The organism is Sporosarcina sp. FSL K6-1522 (assembly GCF_038622445.1).
Taxonomy (GTDB): domain Bacteria; phylum Bacillota; class Bacilli; order Bacillales_A; family Planococcaceae; genus Sporosarcina.
On the sequence record NZ_CP152019.1, the window covers coordinates 2,613,212 to 2,628,341 of the forward strand.

Consider the following 15,130-nt stretch of genomic DNA (forward strand, 5'->3'; position numbering starts at 1 on the left):
ACAAAATGAAAGTGGTATTACAAAGATCAGGCCCGGCCTCGGTACAAGTTGATGGGGAAGTGACGGGCTCGATTGATAAAGGCTATGTGCTACTCGTCGGCATTACCCACACGGATACAGAGGAAGATGTCGATTACGTGGCAAAGAAAATCGCAGGGCTGCGTTTATGGGAAGATGCCGAAGGGAAGATGAATCGCTCAATCGATGAGGTGAACGGTTCGATTTTGTCCATCTCTCAGTTTACACTGTATGGAGATGTTAAAAAAGGGCGCCGTCCTAGCTTTATAGAGGCGGCTAGACCTGAACAAGCCAAGCCGCTGTGGGACTATTTTAACGCACAGCTTCAAGCGGAAGGGCTGCAAGTTGAAACGGGTATTTTCGGCGCGATGATGGATGTCGAGCTCGTCAATGATGGTCCAGTGACGATTATTGTAGAATCAAAATGATAAAGAAAAGGACTTTCCTGCGCGGAAAGTCCTTTATTTTGGCATGGCTTGGTTCGCAGAGATTGTCAGCGCAAAGTGTGAAACTGTCCGTGCAAGTTGTCGAATTACCAGTACAAGCCCCATACCTACCCACACAAAAAGCCACTTCATTTATCAGGAAAAAATCCCGTCGATGAAGCGGCTTTTTAGGTTGCATGACCAACATCCTGTTGGCCCTGGGCTCGAAAAAAATCTGGACGCAATTACGTCGAGGCGTAATTGATGATTAATTCGAATTAAAGTATTTGAGTAACCCTTTATAAATACCATGTGCGGCTTGCTCACGGAACATGTCTGTTGTAATGGCTCGTTCTTCAGATGCGTTCGAGAGGAAGCCGAGTTCAATCAGGATGGCGTCTTGCTTGTTTTCCCGAAGCACTAAGAAATCTGCAGGTTGTGCTCCTCGATTGCGTAGGTTGACAGTCGAAGCCAGTCCTTTATTCACTGCCGTAGCGAGTGCTCGTTGCGAACTATGTGTGTAATAGGTTGTGAAGCCTGTAATCGATGTATCTAAGTTGGCATCGTAATGCACGCTAATGAAGGCGTCAGCTTGATGTTGTTGGCTGATAGCAACCCGTTTTCTCAGGGAGACAAAGGTATCGGATTCGCGTGTCATGATGACATTTGCTCCAGCTGCTTTCAGTTTGGCAGCTAATAGTTCTGCAGTTAGAAGAGTGATGCCTTTTTCATCGGTCCCACGTGCACCTGTTGTGCCACGATCATTGCCGCCGTGTCCAGCATCTATGACAAGCGTCAGCCCTTTTAGTGTGCCAGGTACGCGTGCAGTTTTTGGTTTTTTGGCAGACTTTGTCGCTACTGTATCGTCTGTTGAAACAACCCATTTGGCAACAAATGCGGTTTTACCTGATGGCAATGATACTTTATACCAGTCACCTTCTTCTCCGATGATCGCAAGCTTGTCTCCCGCGTCTACACGCAAAACAGTTTGTGACGAAGTTGTAGCGGCTTCACGAATATTTGTGCCGTTGGATAAGATTGTCACAGTTTTTGTAGCTTTTTTTTCAGATGTTTGCTTTTTTTGCGTAAAGAGCGTTCCGTGGAACGAATAGACCCAGCCTTCTTGCTTTTTATCGACGGCTATGCGGACCCAGTTGCCATCGACTTCTTTGACAGCATACGTTTCCCCTTTATGAATGAGCCCAACACGCTTCGATGACAGGTCGGCTTTATTTCGCACATTCAGCGTATTGACAGATACGGTGAAGGAATCAGGTGTTGTTACTTTCGTATTCGTTGTTGGTATAGCCTGTTCCGTTGCTTCTGAAATGTAATCGGTATGTACCCAACCTTCTGTGCCGTTCACAATAATGGCGGCCCACTCGCCGTCCCTTTCAGTCAAAACGGCTTTTTCACCAGCATTCATGCGATCGAGTACAGCAGAATCGATAGAAGGACCAGATCGTACATTTAAGCCGTTAACACGGGCAACGATTGTTTTGTTGTCCGCGGTGACTGTAGTTGCTGAAGTTGTTAACCATGAGGCAACCCAGCCGGATTGATTGCCGAATGCTATTTGGAACCAGTCACCGGATATAGCAGTGACATTGATGCGCTCGCCTTTTTTTAATGAGCCGATGACTGTATATGTCAACCCAGGACCAGAGCGAACTTGAAGTGATTTCGTATCGACGATGACCGTTTGCGTTTCGGCAGAAGCCGATGGAACTTCGTGGAATACACTGAACAAAAGGATGACCGTAAGAATCCATTTACTCGTTTTTAACAAAATATCATCCCCCTTATGAATCCATTGTAAAAGGTTTATGAACAAAAAACCACAATCAATTGAAAAAGGTTGACACTCGGGGAATGAATCATTAAGATTATGTTGAATCAACAATATATTTATTTGTCGAAGACATGGAAAGTAGTTGTATAAGGATCTGACAAGAGAGGGACGGACGTGGCTGAAATCCATCCTACAGGACTGTACAGTGAAAAACACCATCGAGGCTCTGTGCTGAACGATATAAATTTAGTAGGTGCAGACGGAACCGGCCGTTATCCGGATTTTGAGTGGGCGCGCAAGCTAGATGTGCCAATTTGGGTGGAACCACGGAAGCTATTAAGGCTCTCGTCCCTTGCATAAGCAAGGGATGGGGGTCTTTTTTTATCTTGCAGCGTGGTTGTATCGAGATAAGGCAGAAGGATGTCATGGATTAGCCGGACTTGCCCACGTACTTTATTTAGAAAGGGGAATACTTATGAACTTTAAAGTGCCAAGAGGAACACAGGATCTTTTGCCATCCGAAACATGGAAGTGGCAAAAAGTCGAGAAAATCATTAATGATACATGTGATGTGTATCGGTACAAGGAAATTCGTACACCGATGTTTGAACAAACGGAACTGTTTCAGCGAACAGTTGGGGATACGACGGATATCGTTCAAAAAGAGATGTACACTTTTACAGACCGCGGCAATCGTTCGTTGACGCTTCGACCTGAAGGAACAGCAGCGGTTGTCCGTTCGTTTGTAGAGCATAAAATGTTTGGTTATCCAGACCAGCCTGTTAAATTGTACTATACAGGACCAATGTTCCGCTACGAGCGTCAACAAGCAGGGCGTTATCGTCAATTTGTCCAGTTCGGTGTAGAAGCAATTGGTAGTGCGGATCCAGCAATTGATGCGGAAGTCATTGCATTGGCGATGGATGTCTACAAACGTGCAGGATTGACGGAGCTAAAATTGGTTATCAACTCTCTTGGAGATACAGACTCCAGGAAAGAGCACCGAGATGCACTTGTTGTACACTTCAGCCCGCATATCGGTGAATTCTGTGCAGATTGTCAATCGAGAATTGAGAAGAATCCATTACGCATTCTCGATTGTAAAGTCGACAGTGGCAATCCACTTATCGCGACAGCACCATCTCTTGCGGATTATTTGAATGAAGAATCAGCAGGGTACTTTGCAACTGTACAAAGCTATCTTGATGACGCAGGAATTCCTTACGTAGTGGACGCCAACTTAGTGCGTGGATTGGATTATTATAACCATACGGCATTTGAAATCATGAGTACATCAAGTGGTTTCGGAGCCATCACAACGCTATGTGGTGGTGGACGATACAATGGCCTTGCAGAGGAAATCGGTGGACCACCTGCACCAGGTATCGGTTTTGCGATGAGTATTGAACGTTTACTACTCGCAATGGCAGCAGAGGGCAAAACATTTACAGACGAGCCAGTACTTGATGTCTATGTTGTGACGCTTGGCGAAGGTGCGCGACGTCCAGGCTTTAAATTGCTTGGTGAATTACGAGCAGCGGGAATCCGTGCAGATATGGACTATATGGATCGTAAAATGAAGGCGCAGATGAAATCAGCCGATCGCCTCGATGCGAAAACGGTGATTATTATCGGAGAAGATGAAGTGGCGGAAGGTGCCGCTCAATTAAAAGACATGGCAAATGGTACACAAGAAAAGGTACCTTTGGCAGGACTTGTAGCAAAAATTCAAGCAACATTGATGGACTAAGAGAGGCGGATGACAGCAATGCAACGGACACATTATTGTGGTGACTTAACAGAACAAGCAATCGGAGAAACAATTACACTAAAAGGGTGGGTACAGAAAAGACGGGATCTCGGCGGCGTTATTTTCGTTGACGTACGAGATCGTTCAGGTATCGTACAAGCAGTCTTTAACCCAGATATTTCAGCAGAAGCACTTGCAACTGCGGACAAACTACGTAACGAATACGTTGTTGAAATTACAGGGAAAGTGATTGAGCGACAAGAAAGTCAAAAGAATCCGAAAGTAAAAACAGGTTCAATTGAAGTGCAAGTCGAAGAAGTAACAATCATCAATGAAGCGAAAAACCCACCGTTTATGATTGAAGATGAGACGGATGTTAACGAAGAAATTCGACTGAAATATCGCTACCTTGACTTGCGTCGTCCGAAATTGGCGAACGTCTTCAAATTGCGTTCGGATATTACGAAAACAGTGCGTAATTTCCTAGATGACGAAGGATTCATGGAAGTGGAAACACCGATTTTAACAAAATCAACACCGGAAGGCGCACGTGACTACCTCGTACCGAGCCGTGTACATGAAGGTGAGTTTTACGCTCTGCCACAATCACCACAACTATTCAAACAGATGTTAATGGTGTCTGGTTTCGACCGTTATTACCAAATTGCACGCTGTTTCCGTGATGAAGACCTGCGCGCTGATCGTCAGCCGGAATTCACACAAATTGATATGGAAATGAGTTTCATGTCAATGGAAGAAATTATCGAATTGAACGAGCGCTTAATGCAGAAAGTGATGAAAGATGTTAAAGGCATCGACGTGGAAATTCCATTCAAACGTCTGCCATATGATGAAGCAATGGCGCGTTTTGGTTCTGATAAACCAGATACACGTTTCGGTATGGAATTGACGGATGTCTCAGAAGTAATGAAAGAGTCATCATTCAAAGTATTCGCGGGAGCAGTTGAAGCGGGACAACAAGTGAAGCTGATCAATGCAAAAGGGTTAGCGGATCAGTATTCACGTAAAGATATCGATGCGCTTACAGAGTTTGCAGCACTTTACGGTGCAAAAGGACTTGCATGGTTGAAAGTCGATGAAGACGGTTTTAAAGGGCCGATTGCTAAGTTCTTTGAAGGCGAAGAAGGTGCGGCATTGAAAGCGGCGGCAAACGCTGAAGCAGGGGACTTACTATTGTTCGTAGCGGACAAAAAGAGCGTCGTTGCAGATGCACTTGGCGCACTTCGTTCTAAATTTGGAAAAGACCATAACCTCATCGATGAATCGAAATTCAATTTCCTATGGGTAACAGAGTGGCCGTTATTTGAATACGACGAGAAAGCAGGTCGTTATTCTGCAGCGCATCATCCGTTCACAATGCCGGCTGACGTGGAAGAGCTTGTAACGAGCCCTGAAACAGTGAAAGCACAAGCATATGACCTCGTATTGAACGGTTATGAGCTTGGCGGCGGATCACTCCGTATTTACGAGCGTGATGTGCAAGAAAAAATGTTCAAGGCGCTTGGGTTTACTCAGGAGCAAGCTCAGGAACAATTTGGCTTCCTACTTGACGCATTTGATTATGGAACACCACCACATGGCGGATTGGCATTCGGACTCGATCGAATTGTTATGTTGCTTGCGGGCTCAACAAACTTGCGTGATACAATCGCATTCCCGAAAACAGCAAGTGCTAGCTGCTTGTTGACATCGGCACCGGACCATGTGGACGACAAACAACTGGCGGAGCTAGGCGTTCTTGTGATGTCGAAAAACAAAAAGTAATTTGCTATGGGAAGAGCGAACGAAAAAATGTTTTTGTGAAGTCATTGAATTGCCTGACAATACATGATAAGATACTTGTAATACAAATCCTGAAGTGTTCGTTATTTGCCCATCAGTTTTGACCGAACATTCTATCGTCGGGAGTCCGCATTTTGATTAGGATGACACGCCCTCTAGGGGGACGCCAAAGTAATCGGGTAGGACACCCACCTGCTGAAATTGCAGGTTCAAAACGATACTACAAAGACGGCACATTCGGGATTTGTTTTTACTTGACTATCACCCTCTCCGTAAAGCGTCGGAGAGGTTTTTTTTATCTTTGTTTAGCAGGAGTTTGAATACCTGCTGACAAAGATAAAAGCCTCCGGCGGATGTCACGGATTTTGAAAGGAGTTAAAGAAGGCAGTCTAAGTTCGCGACGTCCAAAGAACGGTGCCTTAATTTCTGCAAGAACACAGAAATATGGCAAATCGAACCCTTCGTAGTTCGATTCGCAACGACTGCATGACCTACATCCTGTAGTCCTCAAGCTCGATTCAAAATCCGGGCGCAATTACGCCGAGGCGTAATTGATTCAAAAAAACAATGGTTATTCAATAATGGAAGGCGGAATTAGTTTGTTGCATCAATTTTCACGAAACGAATTAGCGATTGGTACAGAAGGTGTTAAACGCATGAAGGATATGACGGTTGCGATACTTGGTGTCGGAGGAGTCGGTTCGTTTGCTGCGGAAGCATGTGCACGAAGTGGGATTGGTCGGATTATTCTTGTAGATAAGGACGATGTCGATATTACGAATATTAATCGGCAAATTGTCGCGTATTTATCGACGATTGGTCGTTCGAAAACAGAAGTTATGCAAGAGCGTATTGCAGATATTAACAAAGACTGTGAAGTGATTTCACTGCATATGTTTTATACAGAAGAAACGGCTGAAGAGTTTTTTAGCTATAAACCTGATTATGTCATTGACGCGTCGGATACGATTAGTTATAAAATTCATCTGATTAAAGAATGTTTGGCCCGTGGTGTAAAAATTATTTCAAGCATGGGGGCAGCTAATAAGATGGATCCGACGCGTTTCCAAATCGCTGATATTTCCAAGACACATACGGACCCGATTGCCAAAGTCATTCGTTTAAGGCTGCGCAAAGAGGGCATTCGTAAAGGTGTTCCCGTTGTCTTTTCGGATGAAAGCCCGATTGTTATTCGGGAAGACGTCGTTGACACGGTCGGGAAGCCGGAAGCGCAGATTCGCAAGGCAAAGATGCCACCTGCATCGAATGCATTTGTTCCGTCTGTTGCCGGACTTGTTTGTGCCAGCTGGGTTATCAATGATATCGTTGCGGATATCCCGATTCAACGCGTGAAGGACAAACAATAAACAGGAAAAGCCACATGGGTGAACTTCACTCCATGTGGCTTTTTTACATAGTAAGCTCAATGATTATTTCGTCGACTTGCGAAATTCCTTTAACCGCTCATAAATGGCCGCTAATTTCTTTTCTTCACCGGCAATGACGGGTTGATAAAATTCTAGATTTTTGATTTTATCAGGCAAGTATTGCTGGTTCGTCCAACCACCAAATGAGCCGACAGGTGTGTCATGCGGGTATTTGTAGCCGACATGACCGAGTTCCGCTGCCCCTGCATAATGCGCATCGCGTAAGTGGAGGGGAATATCACCTGTTTTACCTTCATTGATGGCTTTGACGGCGGCATCGAATGCTTTGTAAGCAGAATTCGATTTAGACGCCAGGCACATTTCAATGACTGCGTTGGCAAGTGGAATGCGTGCTTCGGGCATACCGAGACGTACAGCGGCATCCGTGGCTGCGAGGACATGTGCACCGACTTCTGGTGCTGCGAGTCCAATATCCTCATAAGCCATAACAAGCAGTCGTCTATTTACTGCGACTAAATCCCCGATTTCCAGCAAGTTTGCTAAATAATACATAGCGGCATTGACATCGCTACCTCGAACTGATTTTTGCAACGCAGATAATAGATTATAAAAATGTGATCCTTTTTTATCGCCAAATAAGCCAATCCGCCCTAGTAGGTTTTCAATGAGCCAGTCCTCAACAACGGTTTGTCCATCATTTTCATCGCTTGCAGAAATAACCGACTCCAGCACGGTTAATGCCTTGCGTGCATCTCCGTTAACACCTTCAGCGATTAATGTGATTTGGTCATCTGTCATCTTAATCGCCATTTTCCCAAGCCCGCGTACCTCGTCTTCTAATGCATTGCGAAGTACCCCTATCAAATCTTCCGGCTCTAACCGAGAGAGTTGCCGAATTTCCCCGCATCGGGAACGAATGGCCGGGTTAACGTCATGATAGGGATTTTCTGTCGTCGCGCCAATTAACACAATGGCGCCACTTTCTACATGGGGCAATAACGTATCCTGCTGTAATTTATTGAACCGATGGATTTCATCGAGGAATAATAATACTTTTCCTGTCATTCTAGATTCAGCGACAACATCTTCTACATCTTTTTTCCCTGACACCGTCGCATTTAAAGCGATAAAGGGCAGGGCGCTCGTGCCGGCAATGGCATGGGCGAGCGATGTTTTGCCGATACCGGGTTCTCCATACAACAGCATTGAAGGGACATGACCGTTTTTAATCATTCGATATAGGGCTGTTTGTGGGCCAATAATGTCTTGTTGTCCTGCAATTTCATCGATCGTTCTTGGGCGCATACGATACGCCAATGGTTCATTGTGCAAAAAAAAACCTCCTCCGTACATCCGTTCTTTTAGTATACTACAAGAGTAGATGAAAGTTGTCATTTCGAGATAGTGGAGAGGCATTTATGCTATACTATTTTGAAGCAAACCTAAAAAGGACGGGGTTATGTATATGAAAATTTCAACTAAAGGTCGCTATGGATTGACAATCGTTGTAGAGCTCGGCAATAAATACGGAGAAGGTCCTGTACCACTGCGAAAAATCGCCGAAGAACAGACGTTATCTGAAGCATATTTGGAACAGTTGATTCCACCACTACGTAATAGCGGAATCGTGAAAAGTGTCCGCGGCGCATATGGCGGTTATATGTTGGCCAAGCCACCGACAGAAATTACAGCAGGGGATGTCATTCGTATTTTGGAGGGACCTATTCAGCTTGTCGAAGGACTTGAAGAATCGGATATTCCACAACAAGAGTTATGGAATCGAATTGGAGAAGCGGTGCGCAGTGTATTGGATACAACAACGATTCAACATTTGATGGAATCAGGTAAAAATACAGACCGCGATAGTTATATGTTTTACATTTAAAGGAGTTTTTAAATCATGACGACAATTTATTTGGATCATGCAGCGACGACACCGGTTCATCCGGCAGTAAGCGCTACGTATATCAAACAGCTGGAAGCGATTTTTGGCAATCCTTCTAGCATTCATAGCTATGGCAGAGAAGCACGGAAATGGTTAGATACGGCAAGAAAAACGTTGGCACAATCCATTCATGCGACACCGGCTGAAATTATTTTCACGTCAGGTGGGACAGAAGCGGATAATATGGCGATTTTCGGAACTGTTGCGGCTATGAAAGGCAAGGGAAACCATATTATTACGACAACAGTTGAACATCATGCGGTCTTAAATCCCTGTAAACAGCTTGAATTGCTTGGGTACGAGGTCAGTTATGTGGGTGTGGATGCCAACGGACAAATTTCTGTTGAGCAAGTGAAACAGGCATTGACGGATCAAACCGTTCTTGTCTCCGTTATGTATGGCAATAACGAGGTGGGGACCATCCAGCCAATTCGTGAAATTGGCGAGCTGTTGAAAGGGCATCAAGCGAAATTTCACACGGATGCCGTACAAGCGTATGGGCTTGTGCCACTTGACGTGGATGAACTTGGTGTGGATTTACTCTCTGTTTCAGCTCATAAATTAAACGGCCCGAAAGGCATTGGCTTTTTATATCAACGAAAAGGCGCAGAGACGATACCGGTTCTTTTCGGCGGCGAGCAGGAACGAAAACGTCGAGCAGGTACAGAAAACCTTCCCGCAATTATCGCTTTTGCAGAGGCGGTAACCATTGCACAACAAGCTATGCAGCATAACATTGTGCAGTATACAAACTATGCAAAAATCTTAACAGATGTTTTCGATGCACAAGGCGTTATTTACGAAGTGAATGTTGACGCTGATATGGAGAAGTTACCGCATATTGCGAATATTAGTTTCCCAGGAACAGACATCGAATCGTTACTTGTTAATCTTGATATGGCAGGGATTGCGGTATCGAGCGGTTCGGCATGCACGGCGGGTTCACTAGATCCATCGCATGTTCTGACTGCAATGTTTGGCGAAGGTTCGCCTAAGCTCCGCAACTCGGTGCGTTTTAGCTTTGGACTTGGGTTGGATGAAAAAACGATGACAGAAGCAGCAGAAACGACTGCTACTATCGTCAAACGACTTGTGAAATGACTATCAATTACGCCGAGGCGTAATTGCGTCCGGATTTTTTCGAGCTTGGGGCCTACAGGAAGTAGGTCATGCAGGCGTTGCTAATCGAACTTCGAAGAGTTCGATTTGCTGTATTTCTGCGCTTTTTTGCGGAAATTAAGGCACCGTTCTTTGGACGTGGCGAACTTAGACTGCGTTCCCCTATTGTTCAGCGGGCGTTCTAATATATGCTGAACAGGGAATTAATATCGCAAATACTCACCACCTATTGAGGTGGAGGTATTCAGCTGAATAAAGATAAAAGGATGAATAACATATGAGAACAACAAAAGCACCAGCGGATACACGCGTCGTTATCGGAATGTCAGGCGGGGTCGACTCGTCCGTTGCGGCACTTCTATTAAAAGAACAAGGCTATGATGTCATTGGCATCTTCATGAAAAACTGGGATGATACAGACGAATTTGGCGTCTGTACAGCAACAGAGGATTATGAAGATGTCATTAGCGTGTGCAATGAAATCGGTATTCCATACTACGCGGTCAATTTTGAAAAACAATATTGGGATAAAGTCTTTACGTATTTTCTCGAAGAATATAAAGCAGGCCGCACACCAAATCCAGACGTCATGTGTAATAAAGAAATTAAGTTCAAAGCATTCCTTGAGCATGCGATGAGCTTAGGTGCAGATTATTTGGCAACGGGCCACTATGCGCAAGTTGTGGAAGTTGAAGGCGGCGTTTCGATGCTGCGTGGGAAAGATGAAAATAAAGATCAAACGTATTTCCTCAATCAACTGACGCAAGATCAATTGCAAAAAGTCATGTTCCCGATCGGGCATATGGACAAAAGTTTAGTGCGTGAAAAAGCAGTTGAAGCAGGACTGACGACTGCAACGAAAAAAGATTCTACAGGCATTTGTTTCATTGGTGAGCGTAATTTCAAGGAGTTTCTTGGACAATACCTACCAGCTCAACCAGGGGATATGAAGACGATGGATGGTGAAGTGGTTGGTCGTCATGATGGGTTGATGTACTATACAATTGGTCAACGTCATGGTCTTGGAATCGGTGGAGCGGGTGATCCTTGGTTTGTTTTAGGGAAAGACTTGGCATCGAATGCATTATTGGTCGGACAAAATTTCTACAATGATGCCCTATTTTCCGATAGCCTGACGGCGATTGACGTTGGCTTTTCAACGGTGCGGGAACTCCCAGAAAAGTTTAGCTGTACCGCCAAATTCCGCTACCGACAACCAGATACAAAGGTAACAGTCGAGCGCACAGGAGATGGTACGGCGATTGTACGCTTTGCAGAGCCGGTTCGTGCGATTACACCAGGACAGGCTGTTGTATTCTATGATGGCGATGAATGTTTGGGCGGCGGTACGATTGATACAGTCATTAAAAATGGTAAACAACTTGAATATGTTGGGTAAGGGGAAGTTAACAATGGAATACAATGAAATCGGCATTGCAGCATTGCAAGATGGCGAATATGAAAAAGCAGTTGAATCGTTTGTCAAAGCGGTTGAAGAAGAACCCAAAAATGCATTAGGCTACATCAATTTAGGGAATGTTTTCGCTTCTCTAGGAGATGCTGAAAAAGCAGAGCCCTTTTTCCAAAAAGCCATTACGCTAGATGCAGAAGCAGGCACAGCTTATTACGGCCTTGCCAATCTTTATTACAATAAAGAGCGCTATGAGGAAGCTGCAAAGTTATATGAAACAGCAATTCGTCAAGGCATTGATGCGGCGGACGCTTATTTCATGCTTGGTAAAAGTCTTGAACGCTCAAGCAATGAAAAATTGGCGTTGCCGTACTTGCAACGTGCTGCGGAGTTGGCGCCAGAGGATCTTGAAATCCGCTTATCCTATGGGATTTTATTGGCCAATATGGAGCTGTTTACGGAAGCGGGCAACGAGTTCCGTTTCATTATCGAACAAGATGCAGAAAATGCGGATGCTCATTATAATTTAGGGTTTTTATATGCGGTGTCAACGGAACAGAAAGAAGATGCGTTAATGCATCTTGAACGGGCATTTACAATCGACCCAGAACATGTGCAGGCACGTTATATTTACGACATGATTCAACTCGGTGAAAACGAAAAATAAGGAGGAATCGCGGTGATGGAAGGGCTTATCGAAACGGAAAAAGCGAATGAGATTTTTTTGATTGGACGACCGGTCGTGACGATCTTCCATAACCCCGACAACCTTTTTACGATTGTCAAATTGAAGGTGCGCGAAACGAATAGTGGCTATGAGGATAAAGAAATCATTGTCAAAGGAAGCTTTCCACAACTAAATGCTGATGAAGACTACAAGTTTACGGGTAGGCTTGTCAATCATCCAACGTATGGTGCGCAGTTCGATGTCCAGACGTTTGCAAAGGAAATGCCGGCAACGGAAACAGGGCTTGTCCATTATTTATCGGGCGATTTGTTTCCAGGCATTGGGATGAAAACGGCGCAAACGATTGTTAAAAAGCTCGGCACAGACGCGATTAAGAAAATCCTCGACAATCCAGCTGTGCTCGATACAGTTCCTAGGTTATCTGACGAGAAAAAAGAAGTGCTTGTCTCGGTGCTCGAACAAAATATGGGACTCGAGCGCACCATCATTCAGTTGAATGAATGGGGATTCGGCCCGCAAATTGCGATGCGCATTTATCAAACGTATCGTGAAGAAGCTATTTCCCAACTATCTGAGAATCCGTACCGGCTCATTGAAGAAGTGGAAGGGGTCGGCTTCCAACGTGCGGATGAGCTTGGTAGGCATCTTGGCATTACAGGCAATCATCCTGCAAGGATTAAAGCGGCCATTTTGCATGCACTCAATCAAGCGGTGCAATCGGCGGGGCATGTCTACGCAGAAGCGGAGTCGACTTTGCCGGAAGTGAAGCGCTTGCTTGAAATGAGTCAACCTGTGGACATCCCATTTACGGCTATTTCCCAGGCAATTATTGAACTTGTCGAGGAAGGGAAATTAGCAGCAGAAGGGCAAAAACTCTATATTCCATCCCTTTATTTCTCAGAAATCGGCATTGCCTCGAAACTAGAACGACTGATGCAAAATGATACGACGGACCAGTTTCCAGTGTCTGAAATCAGGAAAGCAGTAGGGGAAGTGGAAGAGCGTTTAGGCGTCAATTATGCGGAAACGCAAGTCGCGGCGATTGAAACGGCCCTTCATTCACCGACGATGATTTTAACAGGTGGACCGGGGACAGGAAAAACGACGGTGATTCGCGGGTTGGTTGAGGTGTATGCGGAGCTGCATGGCTTATCGCTTGATCCGAATGAGTATGCCAAAAAGAAAGAACCTTTTCCAATTGTGTTGGCGGCACCGACAGGACGTGCGGCGAAGCGGATGTCTGAATCGACAGGTTTACCTGCTATGACAATTCACCGTTTGTTAGGCTTTAACGGGCTCGAAAAGGAAGAAGAAACCGAGCGAGAAGTCGAAGGGCGACTCATTATTATTGATGAAATGTCGATGGTAGACACATGGCTAGCGCATCAATTACTAAAGGCGCTGGCGGACGATGTCCAACTGCTTTTTGTGGGTGACCAAGACCAATTACCTCCCGTCGGACCGGGCCAAGTGCTACGGGATATGCTGGATTCTGGGAAAGTTCCAGTTGTCGAGCTGACTGAAATTTACCGGCAAAGTGCGGGCTCGACGATTATTGAAATGGCGCATATGATTAAGCGGTCTGAATGGTCTGCGGATATTACGCAAAAAACCTCGGATCGTTCTTTCATTAAAGCGAGCGGTGATCGGATTTTGGAAGTCGTTGAGCAAGTTGTCAAAAATGCCATTACAAAAGGCCATCACATTAAAGACATTCAAGTGCTTGCGCCAATGTATCGAGGTCCGGCTGGAATTGATGGCTTGAACAAAATGATTCAAGAGATGGTCAATCCACCTGGGCCTGACCGAAAGGAAGTCGTATTTGGCGAGGCGGTCTATCGAATCGGTGACAAAGTACTGCAACTCGTCAATCAACCTGAGAGTAACGTTTTCAATGGGGATATGGGCGAGGTTATTTCAATCATCAAGGCAAAAGAAACAATCGATAAAAAAGAGCTACTGGTTGTGTCCTATGATGGGATCGAAGTAACGTATGAACGCAGTGATTTAAACCAAATTACATTGGCCTACTGTTGTTCGATCCATAAATCACAGGGCAGTGAATTTCCAATTGTTATTATGCCAATTGTGCGAAGTCAACGGAAAATGCTACGCCGCAATTTATTGTACACAGGCATTACACGTGCGAAAAATTTTCTCATTCTTTGCGGAGAGCCAGAAGAATTCAGAGTCGGCATTAGCCGAACGGATGAGTTGGAAAGGCAGACGACGTTGAAAGAACGATTGAATGGGGAATTTGTTGGGCTAGAAGCTCAAGAGGAGCCAACTTCAGAGCAAGAAGAGCAGGCGATATCGACAGAGGAGTTACAGCCAGCTGTTTATGCGCTCACAGTGGAGACATTTCTTGCAGTTGACCCGTTGATTGGCATGAAAGGCATCTCACCTTACGATTATCTCGAAGCTTCTGATTGACAAGACCAGTGAATTTTTCTATAATCCAGATAGAAATGCTGAAGCTGAGCATCACAATCATACGAAATACGTTGACGGAGAAAGTACATATGTTTACTCGTTCAGAAAGAAGCCCCTTGGCTGAAAGGGCTTTCGAGTGTGCGTGTCGAAAAGCTACTCCTGAGTGCAGCTCATCCCTGCCGTTCGCCGCGTTAAGGCAACCAGAGATGCCGAATGCAATTCGATTCGGTAATTAGGGTGGTACCGCGAGACTAACATCTTCGTCCCTTGTTTTAGGGGCGAGGATTTTTTTGTGTGTCCGTACGATGCGGGTATGCAGTCGTTGCGAATCGAACTACGAAGGTTTCGATTTGCCGCG

The 15,130-nt window shown here is 45.1% G+C and carries 11 protein-coding genes, 1 other RNA gene and 2 other annotated features; of the genes, 10 read left to right on the top strand and 2 right to left on the bottom strand.

Annotated features, from left to right (window positions below; all coding sequences use genetic code 11):
- Window positions 1–5 precede the first annotated feature (5 nt).
- A complete protein-coding gene (gene dtd / locus MKY34_RS12805) occupies window positions 6–446 on the top strand; it encodes a D-aminoacyl-tRNA deacylase (RefSeq protein ID WP_342511159.1) in 441 nt (146 codons plus the stop codon).
- Between the two features lie 265 nt (window positions 447–711).
- On the opposite strand, the gene MKY34_RS12810 is transcribed toward dtd, so the two are convergent.
- Window positions 712–2,232 (bottom strand): SH3 domain-containing protein, encoded by a 1,521-nt coding sequence (locus MKY34_RS12810; protein ID WP_342511162.1) that lies wholly within the window; start codon window positions 2,230–2,232, stop codon window positions 712–714.
- Between the two features lie 120 nt (window positions 2,233–2,352).
- Window positions 2,353–2,591 (top strand) — a binding site (T-box leader).
- Window positions 2,592–2,710: 119 nt separating this feature from the next.
- Between MKY34_RS12810 and hisS the strand changes: the two genes are divergently transcribed.
- The 4 genes from hisS to MKY34_RS12830 all read left to right on the top strand — a co-directional run bounded on the left by hisS (window position 2,711) and on the right by MKY34_RS12830 (window position 7,155).
- The gene (hisS, locus tag MKY34_RS12815; RefSeq protein ID WP_342511164.1) at window positions 2,711–3,985 is read left to right on the top strand and encodes a histidine--tRNA ligase; all 1,275 of its coding nucleotides are present in this window, start codon (window positions 2,711–2,713) and stop codon (window positions 3,983–3,985) included.
- Window positions 3,986–4,003: 18 nt separating this feature from the next.
- Window positions 4,004–5,770, top strand: coding sequence for an aspartate--tRNA ligase (gene aspS / locus MKY34_RS12820; RefSeq protein ID WP_342511166.1), 1,767 nt, complete (start codon window positions 4,004–4,006; stop codon window positions 5,768–5,770).
- A gap of 83 nt (window positions 5,771–5,853) precedes the next feature.
- Window positions 5,854–6,036, top strand: a non-coding RNA gene (gene ssrS / locus MKY34_RS12825) — 6S RNA.
- Between the two features lie 351 nt (window positions 6,037–6,387).
- On the top strand, window positions 6,388–7,155 hold the full coding sequence (locus MKY34_RS12830) for a tRNA threonylcarbamoyladenosine dehydratase (RefSeq protein ID WP_342511168.1): 768 nt from the start codon (window positions 6,388–6,390) through the stop codon (window positions 7,153–7,155).
- Between the two features lie 63 nt (window positions 7,156–7,218).
- Here the strand turns inward: MKY34_RS12830 and MKY34_RS12835 are convergent, their stop codons facing one another.
- Complete coding sequence (locus MKY34_RS12835; RefSeq protein WP_342511170.1) at window positions 7,219–8,508, bottom strand: replication-associated recombination protein A; 1,290 nt, start codon at window positions 8,506–8,508, stop codon at window positions 7,219–7,221.
- Between the two features lie 133 nt (window positions 8,509–8,641).
- Here MKY34_RS12835 and MKY34_RS12840 point away from each other — a divergent pair, with 133 nt between their 5' ends.
- From MKY34_RS12840 to MKY34_RS12860, 5 genes are all read left to right on the top strand, one after another.
- A complete protein-coding gene (locus MKY34_RS12840; RefSeq protein WP_342511172.1) occupies window positions 8,642–9,061 on the top strand; it encodes an Rrf2 family transcriptional regulator in 420 nt (139 codons plus the stop codon).
- Between the two features lie 15 nt (window positions 9,062–9,076).
- A complete protein-coding gene (locus MKY34_RS12845) occupies window positions 9,077–10,222 on the top strand; it encodes a cysteine desulfurase family protein (protein WP_342511174.1) in 1,146 nt (381 codons plus the stop codon).
- Between the two features lie 295 nt (window positions 10,223–10,517).
- Window positions 10,518–11,639, top strand: a complete 1,122-nt coding sequence (gene mnmA, locus MKY34_RS12850) for a tRNA 2-thiouridine(34) synthase MnmA (RefSeq protein ID WP_342511175.1) — start codon at window positions 10,518–10,520, stop codon at window positions 11,637–11,639.
- Window positions 11,640–11,652: 13 nt separating this feature from the next.
- Complete coding sequence (locus MKY34_RS12855; protein ID WP_342511177.1) at window positions 11,653–12,318, top strand: tetratricopeptide repeat protein; 666 nt, start codon at window positions 11,653–11,655, stop codon at window positions 12,316–12,318.
- Between the two features lie 15 nt (window positions 12,319–12,333).
- Entirely contained in the window at window positions 12,334–14,772 is a 2,439-nt protein-coding gene (locus MKY34_RS12860; RefSeq protein WP_342515258.1) for an ATP-dependent RecD-like DNA helicase, read from the top strand.
- A gap of 62 nt (window positions 14,773–14,834) precedes the next feature.
- Window positions 14,835–15,043, top strand: a binding site (T-box leader).
- Window positions 15,044–15,130: the final 87 nt, after the last annotated feature.

Excerpts from the sequence above, each read along its gene's own strand:
- dtd (WP_342511159.1), top strand. The coding sequence starts at position 6 with ATGAAAGTGGTATTACAAAGATCAGGCCCGGCCTCGGTACAAGTTGAT.
- hisS (WP_342511164.1), top strand. The coding sequence starts at position 2,711 with ATGAACTTTAAAGTGCCAAGAGGAACACAGGATCTTTTGCCATCCGAA.
- aspS (WP_342511166.1), top strand. The coding sequence starts at position 4,004 with ATGCAACGGACACATTATTGTGGTGACTTAACAGAACAAGCAATCGGA.
- MKY34_RS12840 (WP_342511172.1), top strand. The coding sequence starts at position 8,642 with ATGAAAATTTCAACTAAAGGTCGCTATGGATTGACAATCGTTGTAGAG.
- MKY34_RS12845 (WP_342511174.1), top strand. The coding sequence starts at position 9,077 with ATGACGACAATTTATTTGGATCATGCAGCGACGACACCGGTTCATCCG.
- mnmA (WP_342511175.1), top strand. The coding sequence starts at position 10,518 with ATGAGAACAACAAAAGCACCAGCGGATACACGCGTCGTTATCGGAATG.
- MKY34_RS12855 (WP_342511177.1), top strand. The coding sequence starts at position 11,653 with ATGGAATACAATGAAATCGGCATTGCAGCATTGCAAGATGGCGAATAT.
- MKY34_RS12860 (WP_342515258.1), top strand. The coding sequence starts at position 12,334 with ATGGAAGGGCTTATCGAAACGGAAAAAGCGAATGAGATTTTTTTGATT.